General features: G+C 61.0%; 21 protein-coding genes. 18 read left to right on the forward strand and 3 right to left on the reverse strand.

Annotation, left to right across the window (positions count from 1 at the left end):
- Positions 1 to 179 precede the first annotated feature (179 nt).
- Positions 180 to 698: a DUF2062 domain-containing protein gene (locus tag KGA97_RS11565; RefSeq protein ID WP_008031552.1), complete on the reverse strand. Its 519-nt coding sequence runs from the start codon at positions 696 to 698 to the stop codon at positions 180 to 182.
- 135 nt (positions 699 to 833) lie between these two features.
- Between KGA97_RS11565 and KGA97_RS11570 the strand changes: the two genes are divergently transcribed.
- From KGA97_RS11570 to KGA97_RS11625, 12 genes are all read left to right on the forward strand, one after another.
- Positions 834 to 3,056, forward strand: coding sequence for a DNA internalization-related competence protein ComEC/Rec2 (locus KGA97_RS11570; RefSeq protein WP_223480806.1), 2,223 nt, complete (start codon positions 834 to 836; stop codon positions 3,054 to 3,056).
- A gap of 98 nt (positions 3,057 to 3,154) precedes the next feature.
- A complete protein-coding gene (locus KGA97_RS11575) occupies positions 3,155 to 3,793 on the forward strand; it encodes a MotA/TolQ/ExbB proton channel family protein (RefSeq protein WP_008045105.1) in 639 nt (212 codons plus the stop codon).
- Positions 3,790 to 4,221 carry an ExbD/TolR family protein gene (locus KGA97_RS11580; protein ID WP_008031559.1) on the forward strand — a complete coding sequence of 144 codons (432 nt, stop codon included), beginning with the start codon at positions 3,790 to 3,792 and terminating at the stop codon, positions 4,219 to 4,221. The genes KGA97_RS11575 and KGA97_RS11580 overlap by 4 nt, the downstream gene beginning before the upstream one ends.
- Entirely contained in the window at positions 4,221 to 5,231 is a 1,011-nt protein-coding gene (gene lpxK / locus KGA97_RS11585) for a tetraacyldisaccharide 4'-kinase (RefSeq protein WP_008045104.1), read from the forward strand. Before KGA97_RS11580 ends, lpxK begins: the two co-directional genes overlap by 1 nt.
- A 24-nt stretch (positions 5,232 to 5,255) precedes the next feature.
- Entirely contained in the window at positions 5,256 to 5,441 is a 186-nt protein-coding gene (locus KGA97_RS11590; protein WP_007945752.1) for a Trm112 family protein, read from the forward strand.
- Entirely contained in the window at positions 5,438 to 6,202 is a 765-nt protein-coding gene (gene kdsB, locus KGA97_RS11595) for a 3-deoxy-manno-octulosonate cytidylyltransferase (protein WP_192420260.1), read from the forward strand. The genes KGA97_RS11590 and kdsB overlap by 4 nt, the downstream gene beginning before the upstream one ends.
- Positions 6,202 to 6,672 (forward strand): low molecular weight protein-tyrosine-phosphatase, encoded by a 471-nt coding sequence (locus KGA97_RS11600; RefSeq protein WP_223480807.1) that lies wholly within the window; start codon positions 6,202 to 6,204, stop codon positions 6,670 to 6,672. The genes kdsB and KGA97_RS11600 overlap by 1 nt, the downstream gene beginning before the upstream one ends.
- Positions 6,669 to 7,688, forward strand: coding sequence for a UDP-N-acetylmuramate dehydrogenase (gene murB / locus KGA97_RS11605; protein WP_223480808.1), 1,020 nt, complete (start codon positions 6,669 to 6,671; stop codon positions 7,686 to 7,688). The genes KGA97_RS11600 and murB overlap by 4 nt, the downstream gene beginning before the upstream one ends.
- A gap of 247 nt (positions 7,689 to 7,935) precedes the next feature.
- On the forward strand, positions 7,936 to 8,406 hold the full coding sequence (locus tag KGA97_RS11610; RefSeq protein WP_008031566.1) for a (2Fe-2S)-binding protein: 471 nt from the start codon (positions 7,936 to 7,938) through the stop codon (positions 8,404 to 8,406).
- Positions 8,403 to 10,724 (forward strand): xanthine dehydrogenase family protein molybdopterin-binding subunit, encoded by a 2,322-nt coding sequence (locus KGA97_RS11615; RefSeq protein ID WP_223480809.1) that lies wholly within the window; start codon positions 8,403 to 8,405, stop codon positions 10,722 to 10,724. The genes KGA97_RS11610 and KGA97_RS11615 overlap by 4 nt, the downstream gene beginning before the upstream one ends.
- Positions 10,724 to 11,707, forward strand: a complete 984-nt coding sequence (locus KGA97_RS11620) for an XdhC family protein (protein WP_223480810.1) — start codon at positions 10,724 to 10,726, stop codon at positions 11,705 to 11,707. The genes KGA97_RS11615 and KGA97_RS11620 overlap by 1 nt, the downstream gene beginning before the upstream one ends.
- The gene (locus tag KGA97_RS11625) at positions 11,704 to 12,294 is read left to right on the forward strand and encodes an NTP transferase domain-containing protein (RefSeq protein ID WP_223480811.1); all 591 of its coding nucleotides are present in this window, start codon (positions 11,704 to 11,706) and stop codon (positions 12,292 to 12,294) included. The genes KGA97_RS11620 and KGA97_RS11625 overlap by 4 nt, the downstream gene beginning before the upstream one ends.
- A gap of 180 nt (positions 12,295 to 12,474) precedes the next feature.
- Here the strand turns inward: KGA97_RS11625 and rne are convergent, their stop codons facing one another.
- Entirely contained in the window at positions 12,475 to 15,690 is a 3,216-nt protein-coding gene (rne, locus tag KGA97_RS11630) for a ribonuclease E (protein WP_223480812.1), read from the reverse strand.
- A 701-nt stretch (positions 15,691 to 16,391) separates the two neighbouring features.
- On the opposite strand from rne, the gene rluC reads away from it, so the two are divergent.
- The 3 genes from rluC to sppA are packed head-to-tail and all read left to right on the forward strand — an operon-like array spanning position 16,392 to position 19,018.
- Entirely contained in the window at positions 16,392 to 17,354 is a 963-nt protein-coding gene (rluC, locus tag KGA97_RS11635) for a 23S rRNA pseudouridine(955/2504/2580) synthase RluC (protein ID WP_008031576.1), read from the forward strand.
- A complete protein-coding gene (locus KGA97_RS11640; protein WP_192227908.1) occupies positions 17,341 to 18,003 on the forward strand; it encodes an HAD-IA family hydrolase in 663 nt (220 codons plus the stop codon). Before rluC ends, KGA97_RS11640 begins: the two co-directional genes overlap by 14 nt.
- 25 nt (positions 18,004 to 18,028) lie before the next feature.
- Positions 18,029 to 19,018 carry a signal peptide peptidase SppA gene (gene sppA / locus KGA97_RS11645; RefSeq protein ID WP_032832571.1) on the forward strand — a complete coding sequence of 330 codons (990 nt, stop codon included), beginning with the start codon at positions 18,029 to 18,031 and terminating at the stop codon, positions 19,016 to 19,018.
- 119 nt (positions 19,019 to 19,137) lie between these two features.
- On the opposite strand, the gene KGA97_RS11650 is transcribed toward sppA, so the two are convergent.
- Entirely contained in the window at positions 19,138 to 19,716 is a 579-nt protein-coding gene (locus KGA97_RS11650) for a Maf family protein (RefSeq protein ID WP_008040893.1), read from the reverse strand.
- A gap of 105 nt (positions 19,717 to 19,821) precedes the next feature.
- Here KGA97_RS11650 and KGA97_RS11655 point away from each other — a divergent pair, with 105 nt between their 5' ends.
- The 3 genes from KGA97_RS11655 to plsX are packed head-to-tail and all read left to right on the forward strand — an operon-like array spanning position 19,822 to position 21,560.
- The gene (locus tag KGA97_RS11655) at positions 19,822 to 20,349 is read left to right on the forward strand and encodes a YceD family protein (RefSeq protein ID WP_008031588.1); all 528 of its coding nucleotides are present in this window, start codon (positions 19,822 to 19,824) and stop codon (positions 20,347 to 20,349) included.
- Between the two features lie 13 nt (positions 20,350 to 20,362).
- Positions 20,363 to 20,545 carry a 50S ribosomal protein L32 gene (gene rpmF / locus KGA97_RS11660; RefSeq protein WP_003179396.1) on the forward strand — a complete coding sequence of 61 codons (183 nt, stop codon included), beginning with the start codon at positions 20,363 to 20,365 and terminating at the stop codon, positions 20,543 to 20,545.
- A 4-nt stretch (positions 20,546 to 20,549) separates the two neighbouring features.
- Positions 20,550 to 21,560: a phosphate acyltransferase PlsX gene (gene plsX / locus KGA97_RS11665; protein WP_081500214.1), complete on the forward strand. Its 1,011-nt coding sequence runs from the start codon at positions 20,550 to 20,552 to the stop codon at positions 21,558 to 21,560.
- Positions 21,561 to 21,632: the final 72 nt, after the last annotated feature.

Raw genomic sequence — 21,632 nt, forward strand, 5'->3', positions numbered from 1 at the left:
ACGGAGCAGGACCGGAGCGAGGGCATGCCGAGCCACAGCGAGGCACCGAACGAAAGGGGCAAGAGCCCTTGGTTACTTGGGGCTCTTCCAAGTGACTCGCCGTAAGGGCGAAACCAATAGCCGCCGTCACCGCAGTAATGGATATGTACCCCCGATCCAATCCCGCCCAGCTACCGCATTCACAACATCCGCTTTTTCTTGCGCCGAGCCCACTGCCGACTCACCCACCACCGCCAATACATCATCACCAAACAATACGCGAGCGCCCCCAACACCAGCCCCACCACAACCGACCCCAGCAAAAACGGCTGCCACAGCGTAGACAGCTCCCCGCTGATCCACTCCCAGGTCAACTCATCCGGCAGATGACGAGCCGGGACATCCATCAACCACGCCCCGGTCTGATACGTACAAAAGAACACCGCAGGCATGGTGATCGGATTAGTCAGCCAGACCAGACTGACCGCAATCGGCATATTGCCGCGTACGACAATGGCCAGAACCGCCGCCACCAGCATCTGCAACGGAATCGGCAGGAACGCCGCAAACAAACCCACCGCCATAGCCCGTGCGACCGAGTGACGGTTGAGATGCCAGAGGTTCGGGTCATGCAACAGCGTGCCGAGAAAGCGTAAGGATTTGTGTTCCCTGATGCTGATCGGGTCTGGCATGTAACGTTTGAATAAGCGCCGGGGCATAGGGCTTCTCGGTCGGTTAAGGCGGCAAGTATGTCTGGATTCTATGAGCCGCCCATTCAGACTTTGTGACAATTAATAACGATGCACGTGCCGCGAGCCGGCTATGCCTAGAAGGGGACTCTCAAGGACGGGCGTATGCGCACAGGGATGATGGCGCTGGCGTTGGGTCTGCTGGCCCTGCGTTTTTTGCCGGTATTACCGCCGGTCTGGTTATGGCTGGTGTTGCCCGTAACGGGTTTGATGGCGCTGCCATTTCGCACGTGCCCATTGGCGTTTTTTCTGTTCGGCATCAGTTGGGCCGGCGCAAATGCACAGTGGGCGCTGGATGATCGTTTGTCAGCGAATCTCGATGGCGAAACCCGTTGGGTCGAAGGGCGGGTGACCGGTTTGCCGCAGAACAATGACGGGGTTGTGCGCTTCGAACTGGCAGACGTCCGGTCGAGACAGGCCAAGGTGCCGCAACGGATGCGCCTGGCCTGGTATGACGGACCGCCGGTCAACAGTGGTGAACGCTGGCGGCTCGCGGTGAAGCTGAAACGTCCTGCCGGGCTGCTCAATCCTCATGCCTTCGATTACGACGCCTGGCTGCTGGCACAACGCATCGGCGCTACCGGAACGATCAAGGACGGTGAGCGGCTCAGGGAAGCCCGATGGGCCTGGCGCGACAGCATCCGCCAGCGTTTGCAAACCGTGGATACCCAGGGGCGAACCGGGGCGTTGATTGCGCTGGTGCTGGGGGATGGCGCCGGGCTGAGTCGTGAGGATTGGCGGGTGTTGCAAGACACCGGCACCGTGCATTTGCTGGTGATTTCCGGACAGCACATCGGTTTGCTGGCGGGGGTGGTTTACCTGCTGATTGCCGGACTCGCTCGTTATGGGGTGTGGCCGCACCGCTTGCCGTGGCTGCCATGGGCCTGCGCACTGGCATTCGCCGCCGCCCTTGGTTACGGACTGCTGGCTGGGTTCGAAGTACCGGTGCGGCGGGCCTGCGTGATGATCGGCCTGGTGCTGTTGTGGCGCCTGCGATTTCGTCACCTCGGCGCCTGGTGGCCGCTGTTGCTGGCGCTCAATGCTGTTTTGTTGCTGGACCCGCTGGCGAGCCTGCAACCGGGTTTCTGGCTGTCCTTCGCCGCAGTGGCGGTGTTGATCTTCACCTTCGGCGGTCGCTTGGGCCCTTGGCGATGGTGGCAAACCTGGACCCGTGCTCAGTGGCTGATCGCGATCGGCCTGGGCCCGTTGCTACTGGTGTTGGGATTGCCGATCAGTCTCAGCGGGCCGGTCGCCAATCTGTTGGCGGTGCCCTGGATCAGTTTGCTGGTATTGCCGCCGGCCTTGCTGGGAACCCTGTTGTTGCCGCTGCCGTATGTGGGCGAGGGCTTGTTGTGGTTGGCGGGTGGGCTGATCGACTGGCTGTTCAAGGGCCTTGGGTTGATGGCCGGTCAATTGCCTGCGTGGGTGCCCGTGGCGATTCCATTGTGGATATGGGCACTGGGCATGCTCGGCGCATTTCTTCTGCTAATGCCGCGCGGTGTACCGTTGCGCCCGTTGGGTTGGCCGTTGTTGCTGTTGCTGGTTTTTCCACCACGGCCACTTTTGCCCGAGGGCATCGCCGAAGTCTGGCAGCTGGATGTCGGTCAAGGGTTGGCGATTCTGGTGCGAACTCGCCATCACACGCTGTTGTATGACACCGGACCACGCTTCGGCGACTTCGATCTAGGCGAGCGAGTGGTTCTGCCAGCGATGCGCAAACTCGGCGTGAACGAGCTCGACCTGATGTTGATCAGCCATGCCGACGCCGATCACGCTGGTGGTGCGCGAGCGGTTGCCAATGGTTTGCCGATTAAGCAGGTGCTCAGCGGTGATCCCTTGGCGCTGCCCGCCGAATTGCACGCCGATGCCTGCGAGAGTGGCCAGCAATGGACCTGGGACGGCGTGAGGTTTCAGCTCTGGCAATGGCCTTCGGCCACGGACCGCAATCAAAAATCCTGCGTGCTGCAAATAGAAGCCAATGGCGAGCGATTATTGCTGACCGGTGATATCGACAGCGCCGCCGAGCGCGCCCTGCTCGACAGCCCGCTCGCAGTGCCCACCGATTGGTTGCAGGCGCCGCACCACGGTAGCCGCAGCTCGTCGTCGATGGCGTTGCTCACTGCGTTGCAACCCAAAGCCGTGCTGATCTCTCGCGGCAACGGCAATTCGTTCGGTCACCCGCACCCCACGGTCATGGCCCGTTATAAAAAACGCGGTATGGAAATCCATGACAGCGCCGAGCAGGGCGCCATCCGTCTGCACCTCGGACGCTTCGATCCCCCGTGGACGATGCGTCAAGAACGGCGTTTCTGGCGTTCCACGCAATAACCGCGAGTTATGAAAGCCCGACCGGATGCGACATCACGGTCTTCGGTGCATCGACCCCCTATGTTAGAGTGGCGCACTTTTTCGAGGGGACTGTCACTGTGTGGGAATTGGTCAAATCCGGCGGCTGGATGATGCTGCCGATCATTCTGAGTTCCATCGCGGCCATGGCGATCGTCGCCGAGCGTCTCTGGACCCTTCGCGCCAGTCGTGTGACCCCGGAGCACTTGCTCGGGCAGGTCTGGGTGTGGATCAAGGACAAGCAACTCAATAAAGAAAAACTCAAGGAATTGCGCGCCAATTCGCCATTGGGCGAGATTCTGGCGGCAGGCCTGGCCAACTCCAGACATGGTCGCGAGATCATGAAAGAGTGCATCGAAGAAGCCGCCGCGCGGGTGATTCATGAGCTCGAGCGCTACATCAATGCGCTGGGCACCATCGCCGCCATGGCGCCGTTGCTGGGTTTGCTCGGCACCGTGCTGGGCATGATCGATATTTTCAGCGCGTTCATGGGGACGGGCATGGGCACCAATGCCGCCGTGCTGGCCGGTGGTATTTCGAAGGCCTTGATCACCACGGCTGCTGGTCTGATGGTCGGTATCCCGGCGGTATTCTTCCACCGTTTCCTGCAACGCCGCATCGATGAGCTGGTGGTTGGCATGGAACAGGAAGCGATCAAGCTGGTCGAGGTGGTACAGGGTGATCGTGACGTGGACCTGACCGAGGGCAAAAAAGCGTGAAATTCCGCCGCAAACCGCGGGAAACGGTCGACATCAACCTCGCGTCGCTGATCGACGTGGTGTTTATCCTGCTGCTGTTTTTCGTCGTGACCACTACCTTCACCCGTGAAACCCAGTTGCGCGTCGATCTGCCCGAAGCGGTCAGCGGTTCGCCTGCCGAAGACCAGCAGGTCAAACACCTGGACGTGGCCATCAGCGCCGAAGGTGTGTTCTCGGTGAACAATCAGGTCTTGCAGAAGAACGATCTGACCGCGCTCATGGACGCGTTGCAAAAAGAATCCAACGGTGACACCAACCTGCCGCTGTCGATCAGTGCGGACGGCAAGACCCAGCATCAATCGGTTATCACCGCCATGGACGCCGCCGGCAAACTCGGCTTCAGTCACCTGCGCATGACCACTGTCGAGGCGGCGCAGCCCGCGCCCTGATGGCCATGTCCGATCGCTTGCTCGCCGCGTGGTACCAGGGTCATCCGGCCCTGAAGCTGTTGCAGCCGCTGGAGTGGCTGTACCGGCGCGTGGTCATGAACAAGCGCAAACGCTTTCTGGCGGGTGAGGGCGAGATTTATCAGCCACCGGTGCCGCTGATCGTCGTCGGCAACATCACGGTGGGCGGCACCGGCAAGACGCCGCTGATTCTGTGGATGATCCAGCATTGTCAGCGCAGCGGTTTGCGGGTCGGCGTGGTCAGCCGTGGTTATGGCGCCAAACCGCCGCAACTGCCGTGGCGCGTCGAGGCCGATCAAAGCGCCGACATCGCCGGCGACGAACCGCTGCTGATCGTCCAGCGTACCGGCGTTCCGTTGATGATCGACCCGGACCGCAGCAGTGCGGTCAAAGCGCTGCTGGCGAGCGAACCTCTGGACCTGATCCTCTCCGACGACGGCATGCAACATTACCGTTTGGCCCGCGACCTTGAGCTGGTGCTGATTGACGCCGCCCGAGGCCTGGGCAACCAGCGCTGCCTGCCTGCGGGACCGTTGCGCGAACCGGTCGAACGCCTGCAAAGCGTTGACGCGGTGCTGTTCAACGGCGCCACTGATGATCGCGACAACGGTTTTGCCTTCCAGCTGCAACCCACGGAACTGGTCAACCTGCACAGCGGCGAACGCCGTCCCCTCGACCACTTCCCAGCAGGCCAGGCGCTGCATGCCGTGGCCGGGATCGGCAATCCGCAGCGTTTCTTCACGACCCTCGAAACGCTACACTGGCAGCCAGTCCCGCATGCATTTGCCGACCACGCCGAGTACAGCGTGCAGGCCTTGAATTTCACACCGTCATTGCCGTTGGTGATGACCGAAAAGGACGCGGTGAAGTGCCGTGCCTTCGCCGCCGCCGATTGGTGGTACCTGGCGGTCGATGCTGCGCCATCGCCGGCCTTCGTGGCCTGGTTCGATACGCAGTTGATGCGCCTGTTGCCGGCTCGACTTTTGCCTTAAACCGTTTATATCCAGGGAATGCTCATGGACACCAAATTGCTCGACATCCTCGCTTGCCCGGTCTGCAAAGGCCCGCTCAAGCTCAGCGCCGACAAAACCGAGCTGATCAGCAAGGGCGCCGGCCTGGCGTACCCGATTCGCGACGGCATTCCGGTGATGCTCGAAACCGAAGCTCGCACGCTGACCACCGACGAGCGTCTGGATAAATGACCACAGCCTTTACCGTTGTCATTCCATCGCGTTACGCCTCGACCCGCCTGCCGGGCAAACCGCTGCTGCTGATCGCCGGCAAGCCGATGATCCAGCACGTCTGGGAACAAGCGTGCAAAAGCAGCGCCGAGCGTGTGGTGGTTGCCACTGACGATGCGCGCATTGTCGAGGCGTGCATCGCGTTTGGTGCCGACGTGGTGCTGACCCGCGAAGACCACAATTCCGGCACGGACCGTTTGGCTGAAGTCGCCGCAAAACTCGGTCTGGCGTCCGACGCGATTGTGGTCAACGTGCAGGGTGACGAACCGCTGATCCCGCCAAGCGTGATCGATCAGGTCGCGGCCAACCTCGCGGCCCACACCGAAGCGCGCATGGCCACGCTGGCCGAGCCGATCGAAGATGTCGAAACCCTGTTCAACCCCAACGTGGTCAAGGTGGTCAGCGACCTCAATGGCCTGGCGCTGACGTTCAGTCGTGCGACGTTGCCATGGGCTCGGGACGCGTTCGCGAAAAGTCGCGACGTGTTGCCGGAAGGCGTGCCGTATCGCCGCCACATTGGCATTTACGCCTACCGCGCCGGTTTCCTGCATGACTTCGTCAGCTGGGGCCCGTGCTGGCTGGAAAACACCGAATCCCTGGAGCAGCTGCGTGCGCTGTGGCACGGCGTGCGGATTCACGTCGCCGACGCGCTGATCGCACCGCCCACCGGCGTCGATACGGTTGAAGACCTCGAGCGCGTTCGTCGCCTGCTGGAGGCCTGATGCGGGTTTTGTTCGTTTGCCTGGGCAACATCTGCCGTTCACCCACGGCCGAAGGTGTGCTGCGGCACAAATTGCGTGAAGCGGGGCTGGCCGATCAAGTCGAAGTCGCCTCCGCCGGCACCGGTGGCTGGCATGTCGGCAAGGCTCCGGACAAACGTAGCCAGGCCGCGGCCAAGCTGCGCGGTTACGACCTGTCGATGCAGCGCGCCCAGCAAGTGACCCGCGCCGATTTTTCCACGTACGACCTGATCCTGGCGATGGACAACAGCAACCTGAGCGACCTCATGGCGCTGCAACCTGCCAAGGGCAAGTCCAAGGCCGAACTGGACCTGTTCCTGCGCCGCTACCAGTCGCCAGTCGATGAAGTACCGGACCCTTACTACGATGGCAACCAGGGTTTTGAGCAGGTGCTCGACTTGATCGAGGGCGCCTGTGATCGACTGGTGATCGAATTGAAGGGCCGGTTATGAGTTTGCAGGTTCAGCCACAGGTTTCGCTCAAGCCTTACAACAGCTTTGGCGTGGACGTTCAGGCGCGCTTGTTTGCCGAGGCTCACAGCGATGCCGACGTGCGCGAGGCGCTGGCCTATGCGGTGGAGCATGACGTGCCGTTGCTGGTGATCGGTGGTGGCAGCAACCTGCTGCTGACCGCCGACATCCAGTCGCTGGTGCTGCGCATGGCCACCCGCGGGATTCGCATTTTGAGCGACGACGGCAACAAGGTCGTGATCGAAGCCGAGGCCGGCGAGCCTTGGCATCCGTTTGTGCAACACACCCTGGCGCAGGGGTTGTCGGGTCTGGAAAACCTCAGCCTGATCCCCGGCACCGTCGGCGCGGCACCGATGCAGAACATTGGCGCCTATGGCGTGGAGATCAAGGACGTGTTCGCCGGCCTGACCGCGCTGGACCGCCAGACTGGCGAGCTGCGCGACTTCACGCTGGCCGAATGCAACTTCGCTTACCGCGACAGCCTGTTCAAACAGGAACCGGGGCGCTGGTTGATCCTGCGGGTTCGGTTCGCCCTGGACCGTGCCGAGCACTTGCATCTGGAGTACGGCCCGGTGCGTCAGCGTCTGACCGAGCAAGGCATCGATCACCCGACCGCCACCGACGTCAGCCAGGCGATTTGCAGCATCCGCAACGAAAAGCTTCCGGACCCGGCGGTGCTTGGTAACGCCGGCAGCTTCTTCAAAAATCCCTTGGTGTCGGCTGCACTGGTCACTCGGCTCAAAGGCGAATACCCGGACCTGGTGGCTTACGCGCAACCCGACGGGCAGATGAAACTGGCTGCGGGCTGGCTGATCGAGCGGGCAGGGTGGAAAGGTTTTCGCGAGGCCGACGCGGGCGTGCATAAGTTGCAGGCGCTGGTGCTGGTCAACTACGGGGCCGCGACCGGTCTGCAGTTGCTGAACCTGGCACAGCGCATCCAAAAAGACATTTCAGAACGCTTCCATGTCGATCTGGAAATGGAGCCCAATCAGTATTGAGGCTACGCTTTCAAGGCTGATCTCAAAGCCCTGCACATCTTCGATTGTGCAGGGCTTTTTTGTTAATGCTGGGTTAACTTAGCCCCCTAACGATGCAAGCATTTGCTCCATCAAGGGCCCGATGCAGACATCTTCGTCCGCATAAGAGAGCCTCATTAGCCTGAGTCGATCTGCGTGATGCCAACCGCTAATCCCCCAGCGGCAGATTGCTCGACCCCATAACCCATACCACTATGCGGGCGTGCCCATGATTACCCTGAAACTCAATGGTCAAGACCATCAACTCGATGTCACCGAGGACATGCCGCTGCTCTGGGCCATCCGCGACGTGGCCGGTTACAACGGCACCAAGTTCGGCTGCGGCATGGGCCTGTGCGGCGCCTGCACCATTCACATCGAAGGCGCCCCGGCGCGCAGTTGCATCACGCCGATCGGCTCGGTAGTCGGTCAGAACGTCAGCACCATCGACAACCTGCACGCCGACCCGGTCGGGCAAATCGTGCAGCAAGCCTGGCTCGACACCGCCGTCGCCCAGTGCGGTTACTGCCAGGGCGGGCAGATCATGTCCGCCACCGCACTGCTCAAGACCAACCCGAACCCGAGCGACGAACAGATCGAAGAGGCGATGGTCGGCAATATTTGCCGTTGCGGCACCTACAACCGCATCAAGACCGCCATCCGCCAGGCATCCACTCACCTGAAGGAAGCCAAGGCATGAGCCAGTTCCCGAATGATTTCGCCCTGAGTAACCTCAGTCGTCGCGGTTTCCTCAAAGGCGTCGGTGCCACCAGTGCGCTGGTGGTCGCCGCGAGTTGGGGCTGGCAGGACGCGTTCGCAGCCGAGAAGGAAAAGAAATTCGGCGCCGACGGCATGCCCAACGGCTGGATCGATGATCCGAAGGTGTACGTCAGCATCGCTGCGGATGGCACCGTGACCGTGGTTTGCAACCGTTCAGAAATGGGCCAGGGCGTACGCACCAGCCTGACCATGGTCGTGGCCGATGAACTTGAAGCCGACTGGGCGCTGGTGAAAGTGCAGCAGGCGCCGGGCGATGAAGTGCGCTTCGGCAACCAGGACACCGACGGTTCGCGCAGCATGCGCCACTGGTACGAGCCGATGCGTCGCTGCGGTGCAGCCGCGCGGACCATGCTCGAACAGGCGGCCGCCGAACAGTGGAAAGTCCCGGTCGGCGAGTGCCACGCGCAATTGCACAAAGTCATCCATAAACCGAGCGGTCGTGAACTGGGTTACGGCGCGCTCGCCGTCGCTGCCGGTGCGCTGGCGGTGCCGGCGCGTGACAGCCTGCGGCTCAAGGATCCGTCAGAATTCCGCTACATCGGCAAGGAAGGCACCAAGGCCATCGACGGTGCTGACATCGTCAACGGTCGCGCGATCTACGGTGCCGACGTGCATATCGACGGCATGCTTTACGCCGCAATTGCACGTCCGGCGGTGTATGGCGGCAAGGTCAAATCCGTGGATGACAGCGCGGCGCTGAAAGTCCCCGGGGTGGTCAAAGTCATCCAGATCGAAGGCCGTCCGCTGCCCTCGGAATTTCAGCCGTTGGGCGGCGTGGCGGTGGTGGCCAGCAATACGTGGGCGGCGATCAAGGGCCGCGATGCACTGAAAATCGAATGGGACGACGGCCCCAACGCCAGTTACGACTCGATCGCCTACCGCAAGGAAATTGAAGCGGCGTCGCTCAAGCCCGGCAAAGTGGTGCGCAATACCGGCAACATCGACCAGGCCATGAGCGGCGCCGACAGCACCCTCGAAGCCTCTTACTATCTGCCGCACCTGACGCAAGCGCCGATGGAGCCGATGGTCGCCATCGCCCGTTTCAAGGATGGCGTGTGCGAAGCCTGGGCGCCAAGCCAGGCGCCGCAGGTCACCCGTGAACGAATCGGCGAACGCCTGGGCATTCCGTTCGATAACGTCACCTTCCACGTCACCCTGCTCGGCGGCGGTTTCGGCCGCAAGTCCAAGCCGGACTTCATCATCGAAGCGGCGATCCTCGCCAAGGAATTCCCCGGTAAGGCGGTGCGGGTGCAATGGACTCGTGAAGACGACATCCACTGTTCGTATTTCCACACCGTCTCGGCTGAATACTTGAAGGCCAGCCTGAACAAGGACGGCCTGCCGTCGGGTTGGTTGCACCGCACGGTAGCGCCGAGTATCACCGCGCTGTTCGCGCCGGGCATGAACCATGAGGCCGCTTTCGAGCTGGGCATGGGCTTCACCAACATGGCTTACGCGATCCCCAACGTGCGCCTGGAGAACCCGGAAGCGGCGATTCATACGCGGGTCGGCTGGTATCGCTCGGTGTCGAACATTCCTCACGGCTTCGCGATCCAGTGCTTTGTCGATGAGTTGGCACACAAGGCCAAACAGGATCCGCTCAAGTACCAGATCAAATTGCTCGGTCCGGACCGTCAGATCGATCCGCGTACGTTGAGTGAAGAGTGGAACTACGGCGAGTCGCCCGAACGCTATCCGATCGACACCGGGCGCATGCGCACCGTCCTTGAAACCGCCGCGAAAGCCGCGGGTTGGGGGCGAGAGTTGCCGAAGGGCCGAGGCTTGGGACTGGCGGTGCATTACAGCTTTGTCACTTACGTGGCAGCGGTGATCGAGGTTGAAGTCAAAGATGACGGCACGTTGATCGTGCACAAGGCCGATATAGCGGTGGATTGCGGCCCGCAGATCAACCCGGAGCGGATTCGCTCGCAGTTCGAAGGTGCTTGTGTGATGGGGCTGGGCAACGCGGTGCTGGGCGAGATCAGTTTCAAGGACGGCAAGGTCCAGCAAGACAACTTCCACATGTACGAAGTGGCGCGCATGTCCCTGGCGCCGAAGGAAGTCGCCGTGCATCTGGTCACGCCGCCGGGCGTGGTGCCGTTGGGCGGTGTCGGTGAACCTGGCGTGCCGCCGATTGCGCCGGCGCTGTGCAATGCGATCTTCGCCGCCACCGGCAAACGCATCCGCGACTTGCCGGTTCGTTATCAACTGCAAGGTTGGCAGAAGGCCGAGGCTTGATGGACAGCGTTGATCTGAATGTCCTGCGCAGCGTGCTGGAATGGCGCCGCGCCGGTCAGCGAGTGGTGTTGTACAGCGTGGTCCAGACCTGGGGCACTGCGCCCCGGGCGCCTGGCGCGATGTTGGCCTTGCGCGAAGACGGGGTGGTGATCGGTTCGGTGTCCGGTGGTTGTGTCGAGGATGACTTGATCGCCCGGCTGCACGATGGCCGGATTCCGGCTGATGGGCCGCCGGTGCAGTTGATCACTTACGGCGTTACTCGCGAGGAGGCCGCACGGTTTGGTTTGCCGTGTGGCGGCACGTTGCGCCTGACCGAGGAACGAGTCGGCGACCCGGCTTGGGTTGCCGGGTTGCTGGCGAGTTGCGAGGCCCATGAAATCACGGCGCGCTCGCTGGATATCGCGAGCGGCGAAGTGACGTTGCAGCCGGCGACCAAGAGCGATGCGCTGAGTTTTGACGGCACCACGTTGCGCGCCATTTACGGTCCGCGTTGGCGGTTGTTGCTGATCGGCGCGGGGCAATTGTCCCGTTATGTTGCCGAGATGGCGCGGCTGCTGGATTTCGAAGTGCTGATCTGCGATCCACGCACCGAGTTCGTCTACGGCTGGGAAGAACAGCATGGGCGCTTCGTATCCGGAATGCCGGACGAAGCGGTGCTGAACATCCAGACCGACGAACGTACGGCCATCGTCGCGCTGACCCACGATCCGCGCCTGGATGACATGGCGCTGCTGACGGCACTCGATTCCAGGGCGTTTTACGTCGGCGCGCTGGGTTCGCGGGTCAACAGCCTGAAGCGCCGGGAAAACCTCGCTCAGCTAGGCTTGTCCCAAGAGGCCATCGAGCGCTTGCACGGCCCGATCGGCCTGCACATCGGCAGCCATTCCCCGGCGGAAATCGCCTTGTCGCTGCTGGCGGAAATTGTCGCGATCAAGAACGGCGTCGAGCTGAAACAGAAGAAGCCGTTGCAGGAGGAGGCATGAGCGGGCCAATCGGCGTCATCGTGTTGGCGGCGGGGCAGGGCACTCGGTTTCGACAGGTGGCGGGGGCCGACAGGGACAAGTTGCTGGCGGACTGTACGGGACGCGATGGCGGCGTTCGTTCGGTGATCGAGCAGGTGCTGGTGAGTTTGCCGGCCACGCTGGCGAAGCGCGTGCTGGTGACGACCGAAGATCGCCCGCAAGTGGCTCGTATGGCTCAGGCGTATGGTTTCGAGATTGTGCTGGTGGAATCCTCCGGCATGGGCGACAGCATTGCGGCTGGGGTGGCGGCGTGCCCGCAGCTCGGTGGCTGGTTGATTGTGTTGGGGGATATGCCGTTCATTCTGCCGTCGACGGTTGAACAGGTGTTGGCGGGGTTTTCTGATGATGGGATCAGTGTTCCGGTGATCAATGGCGAATATGGCCATCCGGTTGGTTTCGGGCGAACGTTTGGACCGGGGTTGATGGCGTTGTCGGGGGATCGCGGGGCCAAGCCGTTGTTTGCGTCGGCGCGGGTGGTTGAGGTGGCGGTCGAGGATGCCGGGGTGTTGTGGGATGTGGATGTGCCTGAGGCGTTGGTTTTCGCCTGATCCTCCGCCTTCGCGGGCAAGTCGGATCGCCGCACCGCACGCTCCTACAGTGATCGGCGGAAAACCTGTAGGAGCGAGGCTTGCCCGCGAAGAACGATAACGCGGTCTAACTGTGGAACCGCCGGCATAAAAAAAGCCCCGCCTGGGTTACCAGGCGGGGCTTTTTAGTAGCCGATGGAATCAGACGAGAGGTTTAGGCTCGTGCTCTTTTTCCTGGGCTTGCTCGTGTTGCTCTACCGCTTCCTGAACGGAGCGTGGAGCTTCGTCGATCACGGAGTCAGCGGGCTCGGCAGCCACTTCAGCAGCCGGGGCAGGAGCAGCCTCGACGACTTCAGCAACAACCGGTGCCACTTCGACAGCGACCGGAGCAGCAGCGGCAGCCAGTTCGGCTTCCTTCTGCAGGCGCTCTTCTTCACGCTTGCGACGACGCACTTCACGCGGGTCGTTAGGTGCGCGGCCACTTGGTGTCAGGGCGCTGGCCGGGGCAGCTTCAACCACTGGTGCAGCCACTTCGGCGACAACAGGGGCTTCAACGACCGGAGCAGGCTCTGGTTCGGCAGCCACAACAACAGGCTCGACAACCGCAACTTCAGCGACTGGTGCTGGCGTTTCGACCGCTACCGGCTCGGCAACCCAGTTGAAAGCGGTTTGCTCTTCGCGAACTTCACGAACGGTTTCGGTCACGGTTTCAGCGACGGTTTCAACAACCGGCTCTGCAACCACGGCAGGCGTTTCAGCAACGACGGCAGGCTCGGCGGCAGCTTCGACTTCAGGCTGTGCTTCACGAACCGGAGCTACTTCGACTTCCGGAGCAGCAGTTACTTCTACAGGCGTGGTCGCTTCAACGACTGGCGCTTCGACTGGAGCAGTTTCCAGTGTGGCGGCAGTGGCGCGTTCGGCTTGCTCGTTGGCCTGTGCTTCGGCCGGAGCGCTGATCACGGTGCTGGCAACGGCTGCGGTAACAGCCAGGCCAGCGGCCAGATCGGCAGCGCTTGGTGCTTCGGCGCCTTCGTTACCTTCGGCGGACTCGGATTCTTCCGAACCTTCGATCACGTTGCCGTTGGCATCGCGTTGACGCTCGCGACGGTTGCTGCGACGACGCTGGCCACGGGAGCGGCGGCGTGGACGATCGCCTTCGGCGCCTTCCTGACCGTCTTCCTGCAGTTGCTCTTCGTTGCCAGTCAGCTCTTCTTCAGCAACGGCGGCAGCGGCTTGCTCGGCGCGTGGTTGACGCTCTTCACGCGGTGGACGTGGCGCACGCTCTTCGCGTGGCTGACGAGCTGGACGCTCTTCAGCAGTAGCGGTAGCGGCAGCAGCCGGAGCGGCGGCGTCCAGTGGTTCACGCAGTTCACGAACACGTTCTTCACGCTCGCCACGTGGCTTGCGATCTTCACGAGGCGCGCGCGGTGCACGTTCTTCGCGAGGGGCGCGTGGTGCGCGCTCTTCACGTGGAGCGCGTTCTTCGCGAGCGACTGCCGGGGTTTCTTCACGGGCTTCGCGTGGCTCACGTGGTGCGCGTTCTTCACGCGGTGCACGTTCCTCGCGAGGCTTGCGTTCTTCATCGCGGCGACCGTTACGGTTGCGGCTCTGCTGACGGCCGTTGCGACGCTCTTCGTTGCGGGCCGGGCGCTCGGTGGTCGCTGGTTTTTCAACCACAACCGGAGCAGCAGGCTCTTCCTTGGTAGCGAACAGGCTGACCAGCGACTTCACCAGACCTTTGAACAGGCTTGGCTCTGGCGCGGCGGCCGGTGCAGCAACCGGTGCGGCGACGACTTCGGTCGGAACCGGAGCGTTGGCGCGGGCCGGCGCAGTCTTGACCGCGGCTTCCTGGCGAACCAGGGTGCGGGTCGCAGCGGCTGGCTGGACTTCTTCGACTTCGGCAGCGGCAGCAGCGATTTCGTAGCTGGACTGGTTGATGCTGGCTTCCGGGCTGTCATCACGCAGGCGCTGAACTTCGAAGTGCGGCGTTTCGAGGTGATCGTTCGGCAGAATGACGATGCGGGCACGGGTGCGCAGTTCGATCTTGGTGATCGAGTTGCGTTTTTCGTTAAGCAGGAAGGCTGCGACCGGAATTGGCACTTGTGCGCGAACTTCGGCGGTGCGGTCTTTCAGGGCTTCTTCTTCGATCAGGCGCAGGATTGCCAGCGACAGCGATTCAACATCACGGATGATGCCGGTGCCGTTGCAACGCGGGCAAACGATGCCGCTGCTTTCGCCGAGCGATGGACGCAGGCGCTGACGGGACATTTCCAGCAGGCCGAAGCGCGAGATGCGGCCAACCTGCACGCGAGCGCGGTCGGCTTCCAGACATTCGCGGACTTTCTCTTCCACGGCGCGCTGGTTCTTGGCAGGGGTCATGTCGATGAAGTCGATGACGATCAGGCCGCCGATGTCGCGCAGGCGCAACTGACGGGCGATTTCTTCGGCGGCTTCAAGGTTGGTCTGCAGGGCGGTTTCTTCGATGTCGCTGCCTTTGGTGGCGCGCGCCGAGTTGATGTCGATGGACACCAGGGCTTCGGTCGGATCGATAACGATGGAACCACCGGAAGGCAGTTCGACGACGCGCTGGAAAGCGGTCTCGATCTGGCTTTCGATCTGGAAACGGTTGAACAGCGGAACGCTGTCTTCGTACAGCTTGATCTTGCTGGCGTACTGCGGCATCACCTGGCGGATGAAGGTCAGGGCTTCGTCCTGGGCTTCAACGCTGTCGATCAGCACTTCGCCGATGTCCTGGCGCAGGTAATCGCGGATGGCGCGGATGATCACGTTGCTTTCCTGGTAGATCAGGAATGGCGCGGAGCGATCCAGCGAGGCTTCTTTGATGGCGGTCCAGAGTTGCAGCAGGTAATCGAGGTCCCACTGCATTTCTTCGCTGCTGCGGCCCAGGCCGGCAGTGCGCACGATCAGACCCATGTCGGCCGGTGCAACCAGGCCGTTCAGGGCTTCTCGCAGTTCGTTGCGCTCTTCACCTTCGATGCGACGGGAGATACCGCCGGCACGCGGGTTGTTCGGCATCAGAACCAGATAACGACCGGCCAGGCTGATGAAGGTGGTCAGGGCTGCGCCCTTGTTGCCACGTTCTTCTTTTTCGACCTGAACGATGACTTCCTGGCCTTCGCTCAGGACGTCTTTGATGTTGACGCGGCCTTCAGGGGCTTTCTTGAAGTATTCGCGGGAGATTTCTTTGAGGGGCAGGAAGCCGTGGCGCTCGGAGCCGAAATCGACAAAGGCAGCCTCAAGGCTTGGTTCGATGCGAGTAATCCGGCCTTTATAGATGTTGGCCTTCTTCTGCTCGCGTGCACCGGATTCGATGTCCAGGTCGTAGAGGCGTTGGCCATCTACCAGTGCAACACGCAACTCTTCGGGTTGAGTTGCGTTAATCAGCATTCTTTTCATGTAGTACCGTCGGTTTCCGGGCTGCCGGAAACGGCGTTCGGCACACACGACTTCTCATGGTCGGTGTCAGGTGCGTCGGGAGTGGTTGGCCATTCCCGTGTCTAGCGAAGTCCGGCCAATGTGGGCCTTCGTCGCGACGTACGCGTCCTGCTTGCTGTGGCTACTTAAGCACTCAGTCAGGAGGAGGAATCAACCGGCGGCTGTGGACGAGATGAAGCGTCTTGATAAAGCCTATTGCTACACAGTCCAGCGGTTGTGCATCTCCACCCTACACGTATCCCTGATAATTCGGGTGCTGCCGCGCGCAGAATCCGCAGCGGGTTGGCATTTACCGTGAGCTCCGAAAGGGGAGGTCACGCATCATGGCTAATTTAGGCGTTGTTTCCGAAGCGTTCGCTCGGGGTCATTCGCAGCTGACTGCACTTTGTGAACTGGCCGTGAATATGGGCTCGCGTAGCGAGTGAAAACTCTGCTTTGCGGCGTGATTCAGGCCTCATGTCACCTGCGCTCGTTACACCTGCAAACTCCACCGTTACGTAGCGAAAGCGCCGTAGGACGGCCTCGCGTCCTGGTGAATTGCATTGGTCAGGGCCGGTTTTTGACCGTTTGTCCGCTGTCCAGGCCGCTTTTGGCGGCGTTCGCGACTATAGCAGTAATGATTAAGTGCTTCAATTCCATAAAAAATTGATATCATCCGCGCCATGACGACTACTGCCCCCTCGACCCCAGGCGTACAACTGCTTGAGGTCTCGCCGGAATATGCCGGCCAACGTATTGATAACTTCCTTCTCGCTCGGCTCAAAGGCGTGCCCAAGACCTTGATTTACCGCATTTTGCGTAAAGGCGAAGTGCGAGTGAACAAAGGCCGGATCAAGCCCGAATACAAGCTGCAGGCGGGCGATATCGTGCGCGTGCCGCCGGTTCGCGTGCCTGAGCGCGACGAACCCGTGCCGCTGGCCCAGGGCCTGCTGCAGCGACTCGAAGCCTCGATTGTCTATGAAGACAAAGCGCTGATCGTGATCAACAAGCCTTGCGGCATTGCGGTTCACGGCGGCAGCGGCCTGACTTACGGCGTGATCGAAGCCTTTCGTCAGTTGCGTCCGGATTGCAAGGAGCTCGAGCTGGTTCACCGCCTTGACCGTGACACCTCCGGCCTGCTGATGATCGCCAAGAAACGCAGCATGCTGCGTCACTTGCACACGGCCTTGCGCGGTGATGGCGTGGACAAGCGCTACATGGCGCTGGTTCGCGGCAACTGGGCGGCATCGATCAAGCAGGTCCGTGCGTCGCTGGGCAAGAGCAATCTGCGTTCCGGCGAGCGGATGGTCGAGGTCGACGAGGAGGAGGGCAAGGAATCGGTGACCGTGTTCAAGGTCCTGCGTCGATTCGGCGACTTTGCCACCCTGATCGAGGCCAAGCCAATCACTGGCCGGACTCACCAGATCCGTGTTCACACCTTGCACGCCGGGCATTGCATTGCCGGCGACACCAAGTACGGCGATGACGATTTCAGCAAGGAAATCCGCGATCTGGGCGGCAAACGCCTGTTCCTGCACGCGTACATGTTGACCGTGCCGCTGCCGGATGGCGGTGAACTGAAGTTGCAGGCGCCTGTCGACGAGATGTGGGCCAAGACTGTGGAGCGCCTGAGTGCACCCCTCTGATTACAAACTGCTGATTTTCGATTGGGACGGCACGCTGGCTGATTCCATTGGTCGGATTGTCGAAGCAATGCATGTTGCGTCCGAGCGTTCCGGTTTTCAGTTGCGCGATGACTTTGCTGTCAAAGGCATCATCGGTCTGGGCCTGCCGGAGGCGATTCGCACGTTGTACCCCGAGATCAGCGATACCGAACTGGTGGCGTTTCGCGAGCATTATGCGGACCACTACATCGCCTCTGAAGCCGTGCCTTCGCCGTTGTTCGAAGGGGTTGTCGAGTCGATGGAGGCGTTCCGCGCCGAGGGTTATCATTTAGCGGTTGCCACCGGCAAGGCGCGTCGCGGACTGGATCGGGTGCTGAAGTCGCACGGCTGGGAAGATTATTTCGACATCACCCGTGCCGCCGACGAAACCGCCAGCAAACCCCATCCTCTGATGCTTGAGCAGATCCTCGCCCATTGCGAAGTTCGCCCGGAGCAAGCGTTGATGGTTGGCGATTCGTCATTCGACCTGCAGATGGCGCGCAACGCCGGCATGGATTCGGTGGCGGTCAGCTACGGCGCGCAATCGATTGAAGCGCTGAAATTGTTCGAACCGGCGCTGGCCATTGATCGTTTTTCAGAATTGCATGCCTGGCTGAGTCAGCGGGCTTAATTAGTTTTTGCCGGGGTAGATGGCCATGACCGACGAATGGAAAGCGCCCGCCAAGCCGAGCGCAGAGAGCGGTGACGAAAAAAGCTGGAAGCTGCTGGAAAAGACCCTGCTCGCCAGCGTGCAGGAGCAGCGTCGGTCGCGTCGCTGGGGGATTTTCTTCAAGTTGCTGACCTTTGTGTACCTGTTTGGCGCGTTGATTCTGTTCACGCCGCTGATGGACATGGAGAAAGCCGCCACTCGCAGCGCCAATTACACTGCGCTGATCGAAGTGACGGGCATGATCGCCGACAAGGAGCCCGCCAGCGCTGACAACATCGTCGGCAGCCTGCGTGCCGCCTTCGAAGATAAGAAGGTCAAAGGCGTCATCCTGCGCATCAACAGTCCGGGCGGCAGTCCGGTGCAGTCCGGCTACGTGTATGACGAGATTCGCCGGTTGCGCGGCTTGAACCCGGACACCAAGGTTTACGCGGTAATCTCCGATCTGGGGGCTTCCGGTGCTTATTACATCGCCAGTGCGGCGGATCAGATTTACGCCGACAAGGCGAGCCTGGTGGGTTCCATTGGCGTGACGGCGGCCGGTTACGGGTTTGTCGGCACCATGGAGAAGTTGGGTGTCGAGCGTCGGACTTATACGTCGGGCGAGCACAAGTCGTTCCTCGATCCGTTCCAGCCGCAGAAGCCTGAGGAGACTCGGTTCTGGCAGGGCGTGCTCGATACGACGCACCAGCAGTTCATCAACAGCGTCAAGACGGGTCGTGGCGACCGGCTCAAGGACAAAGAGCATCCGGAGTTGTTCTCCGGGTTGGTCTGGTCCGGTGAGCAGGCGCTGCCGCTGGGGTTGATCGATGGTCTGGGTAATGCCAGTTCGGTGGCGCGTGATGTGATTGGCGAGAAAGAGCTGGTGGACTTCACCGTTCAGGAATCGCCGTTCGATCGCTTCTCGAAGAAACTGGGCGCCAGCGTGGCTGAGCAGTTGGCGATGTGGATGGGCTTCCAGGGTCCGTCGCTGCGCTGATCTTCCGGCTACATAAAAAAACCGGCCCAAGTGGCCGGTTTTTTGTTGGCGCCCACATCCTGTAGGAGCCAGCTTGCTGGCGATGGCGTCCTCAAGATCAGTGAAGGACTCGGCAACCGTCAGGGGATTTGCACTCCTTCAGCCAGCAGCATGTCGATCAGACGAATCAGCGGCAGGCCGATCAGGCTGGTGGCGTCAGGGCCTTCGGTGCGTTGAAACAGGCTCACCCCCAAACCTTCGGCCTTGAAGCTGCCAGCGCAATCGTAGGGCTGTTCGGCGCGCAGGTAGCGTTCGATGCGTGCGGTGTCGAGTGTGCGCATGTGTACGGTGAACGGCACGCAGTCGACCTGGCAGTGTCCCGTCTGGCTATTGAGCAGGGCCAGGCCGGTCAGAAAGGTTACGCTGGCGCCGCTTGAGGCCAGCAACTGCTCGCGAGCCTTTTCGAAGGTGTGGGGTTTGCCGATAATGCGCTCGCCGAGCACTGCAACCTGGTCAGAGCCGATAATCAGATGGGCGGGGTGGCTGCCGGCAAGAGCCCGGGCTTTTTCTTCGGCGAGGCGCTTTACCAGTTCGACGGCGGCCTCATTCGGCCGATGACTTTCGTCGATGTCCGGCGAGCTGCAGGTGAACGGCAGCTGCAAGCGGGCCAGCAATTCCCGGCGATACACTGAGCTTGAAGCGAGTAATAAAGGCAGCATGCGCATCTCCAGAAGACAGGCGCGAATTCTAGCGAGGCTTCCAGGTGACGGACAGGGCTGAATTTCCTTTGACATGGCTGGGTGCATCCCTATAATGCTGCGCCTATGTTGAATGACCCGATTCCACCTCACGTTGACCCGCGCAAATTGGCTGACCGTGGCACCACCCTTCAAGGTGAACTGCTGCTGGCCGATTTGGAGAGACTCTGCGACCCGCTTTCCGACAATGTCGGTACGGTGCAGGCTAAATTCGTTTTTGAACGAGATGAACGTAAGTCTGTGGTAATCCACAGCTTTATCGACACCGAAGTCAAAATGGTTTGCCAGCGTTGTCTTGAGCTGGTCACCCTGCCGATCCACAGCGAATGCAGTTATGCTGTGGTGAAGGAGGGTGCGAATACCCAGTCGTTGCCGAAAGGTTATGACGTGCTGGAACTGGGCGAAGATCCTTTGGATCTGCAGTCACTGATCGAGGAGGAGCTTCTGCTCGCCTTGCCCATTGTGCCTGCTCATCATCCGGAAGAATGCCAGCAGCCGGCGGGTCTCGATGAGCCCGAACCGAGCGAGGACGAGGTAACGCGGTCCAACCCGTTCAGTGTATTGGCGCAGTTAAAGCGTGACCCAAACGTTTAGGAGTTAATCAATTATGGCTGTTCAGCAGAACAAAAAATCCCGCTCCGCCCGTGACATGCGTCGTTCGCACGACGCTCTCGAGGCTAGCACCCTGTCTGTAGAAAAAACCACCGGTGAAGTTCACCTGCGTCACCACGTATCGCCAGAAGGCGTATACCGTGGCCGTAAAGTGATCGACAAGGGCGCTGACGAGTAATCACTTGTCCGCTCAAGTCATCGCGATTGACGCAATGGGCGGGGACTTCGGTCCCCGCAGCATTGTTCAGGCCAGCCTCGCTTGTCTGATTGCTACACCCTCGCTGCACCTGACCCTTGTCGGTCAACCCTCCCTTCTTGAAGAATTGATCGCTGGCCAATCGGCTGTGGATCGCTCGCGCCTGTCGATTACCCCGGCATCCGAAGTGATCACCATGGACGAAAAACCTGCCCAGGCCTTGCGTGGCAAGCCGGATTCGTCGATGCGCGTGGCGCTTGAGTTGTTGCGTGATGGCAAGGTTCAGGCCTGCGTCAGCGCCGGCAATACCGGCGCGCTGATGGCCTTGTCACGGTTCGTGCTCAAGACCTTGCCGGGTATTGACCGGCCGGCCATGGTCGCGGCGATTCCGACGCAGAAGGGCTACTGTCAGTTGCTCGACCTGGGCGCCAACGTCGATTGCAGCGCCGAGCATCTGCTGCAGTTTGCGGTGATGGGCTCGGTCGCGGCGCAAACTCTGGGCATCGTTCGTCCACGGGTCGCATTGCTGAACATCGGCACCGAAGACATCAAGGGCAATCAGCAGGTCAAGCTGGCGGCGACCTTGTTGCAGAGCGCTCGCGGCATCAACTACATCGGTTTTGTCGAAGGTGACGGTTTGTACCGTGGCGAGGCGGATGTGGTGGTGTGCGACGGTTTTGTCGGCAATATTTTGCTCAAGTCCAGTGAAGGTCTGGCGACCATGATTGCCGGGCGAATTGAAGCGCTTTTCAAAAAAAACCTCGCATCGAAAATGGTGGGCGCCCTGGCGCTGCCGCTGATGAAGCGTCTTCAGGCTGATCTGGCGCCTGCTCGGCATAACGGCGCAAGCTTCCTCGGGTTGCAGGGGATTGTGGTGAAAAGCCACGGTTCGGCAGGGGTTCAGGGCTTCCAGAGTGCGATTCAGCGAGCCTTGATCGAGATCCAGGAAAACCTGCCGGAACGCATTCACGGTCGTCTGGAGGATTTGTTGCTTTAGGCGTTTTCGTCGGACAATGCTTAAATGTGACCGCTCAGTTCAATTTGCCATCCAACTGTCAGTTTCTTGCGT

It is taken from the genome of Pseudomonas sp. BF-B-15, from assembly GCF_019946675.1.
In the GTDB taxonomy this organism is placed as follows: domain Bacteria; phylum Pseudomonadota; class Gammaproteobacteria; order Pseudomonadales; family Pseudomonadaceae; genus Aquipseudomonas; species Aquipseudomonas migulae.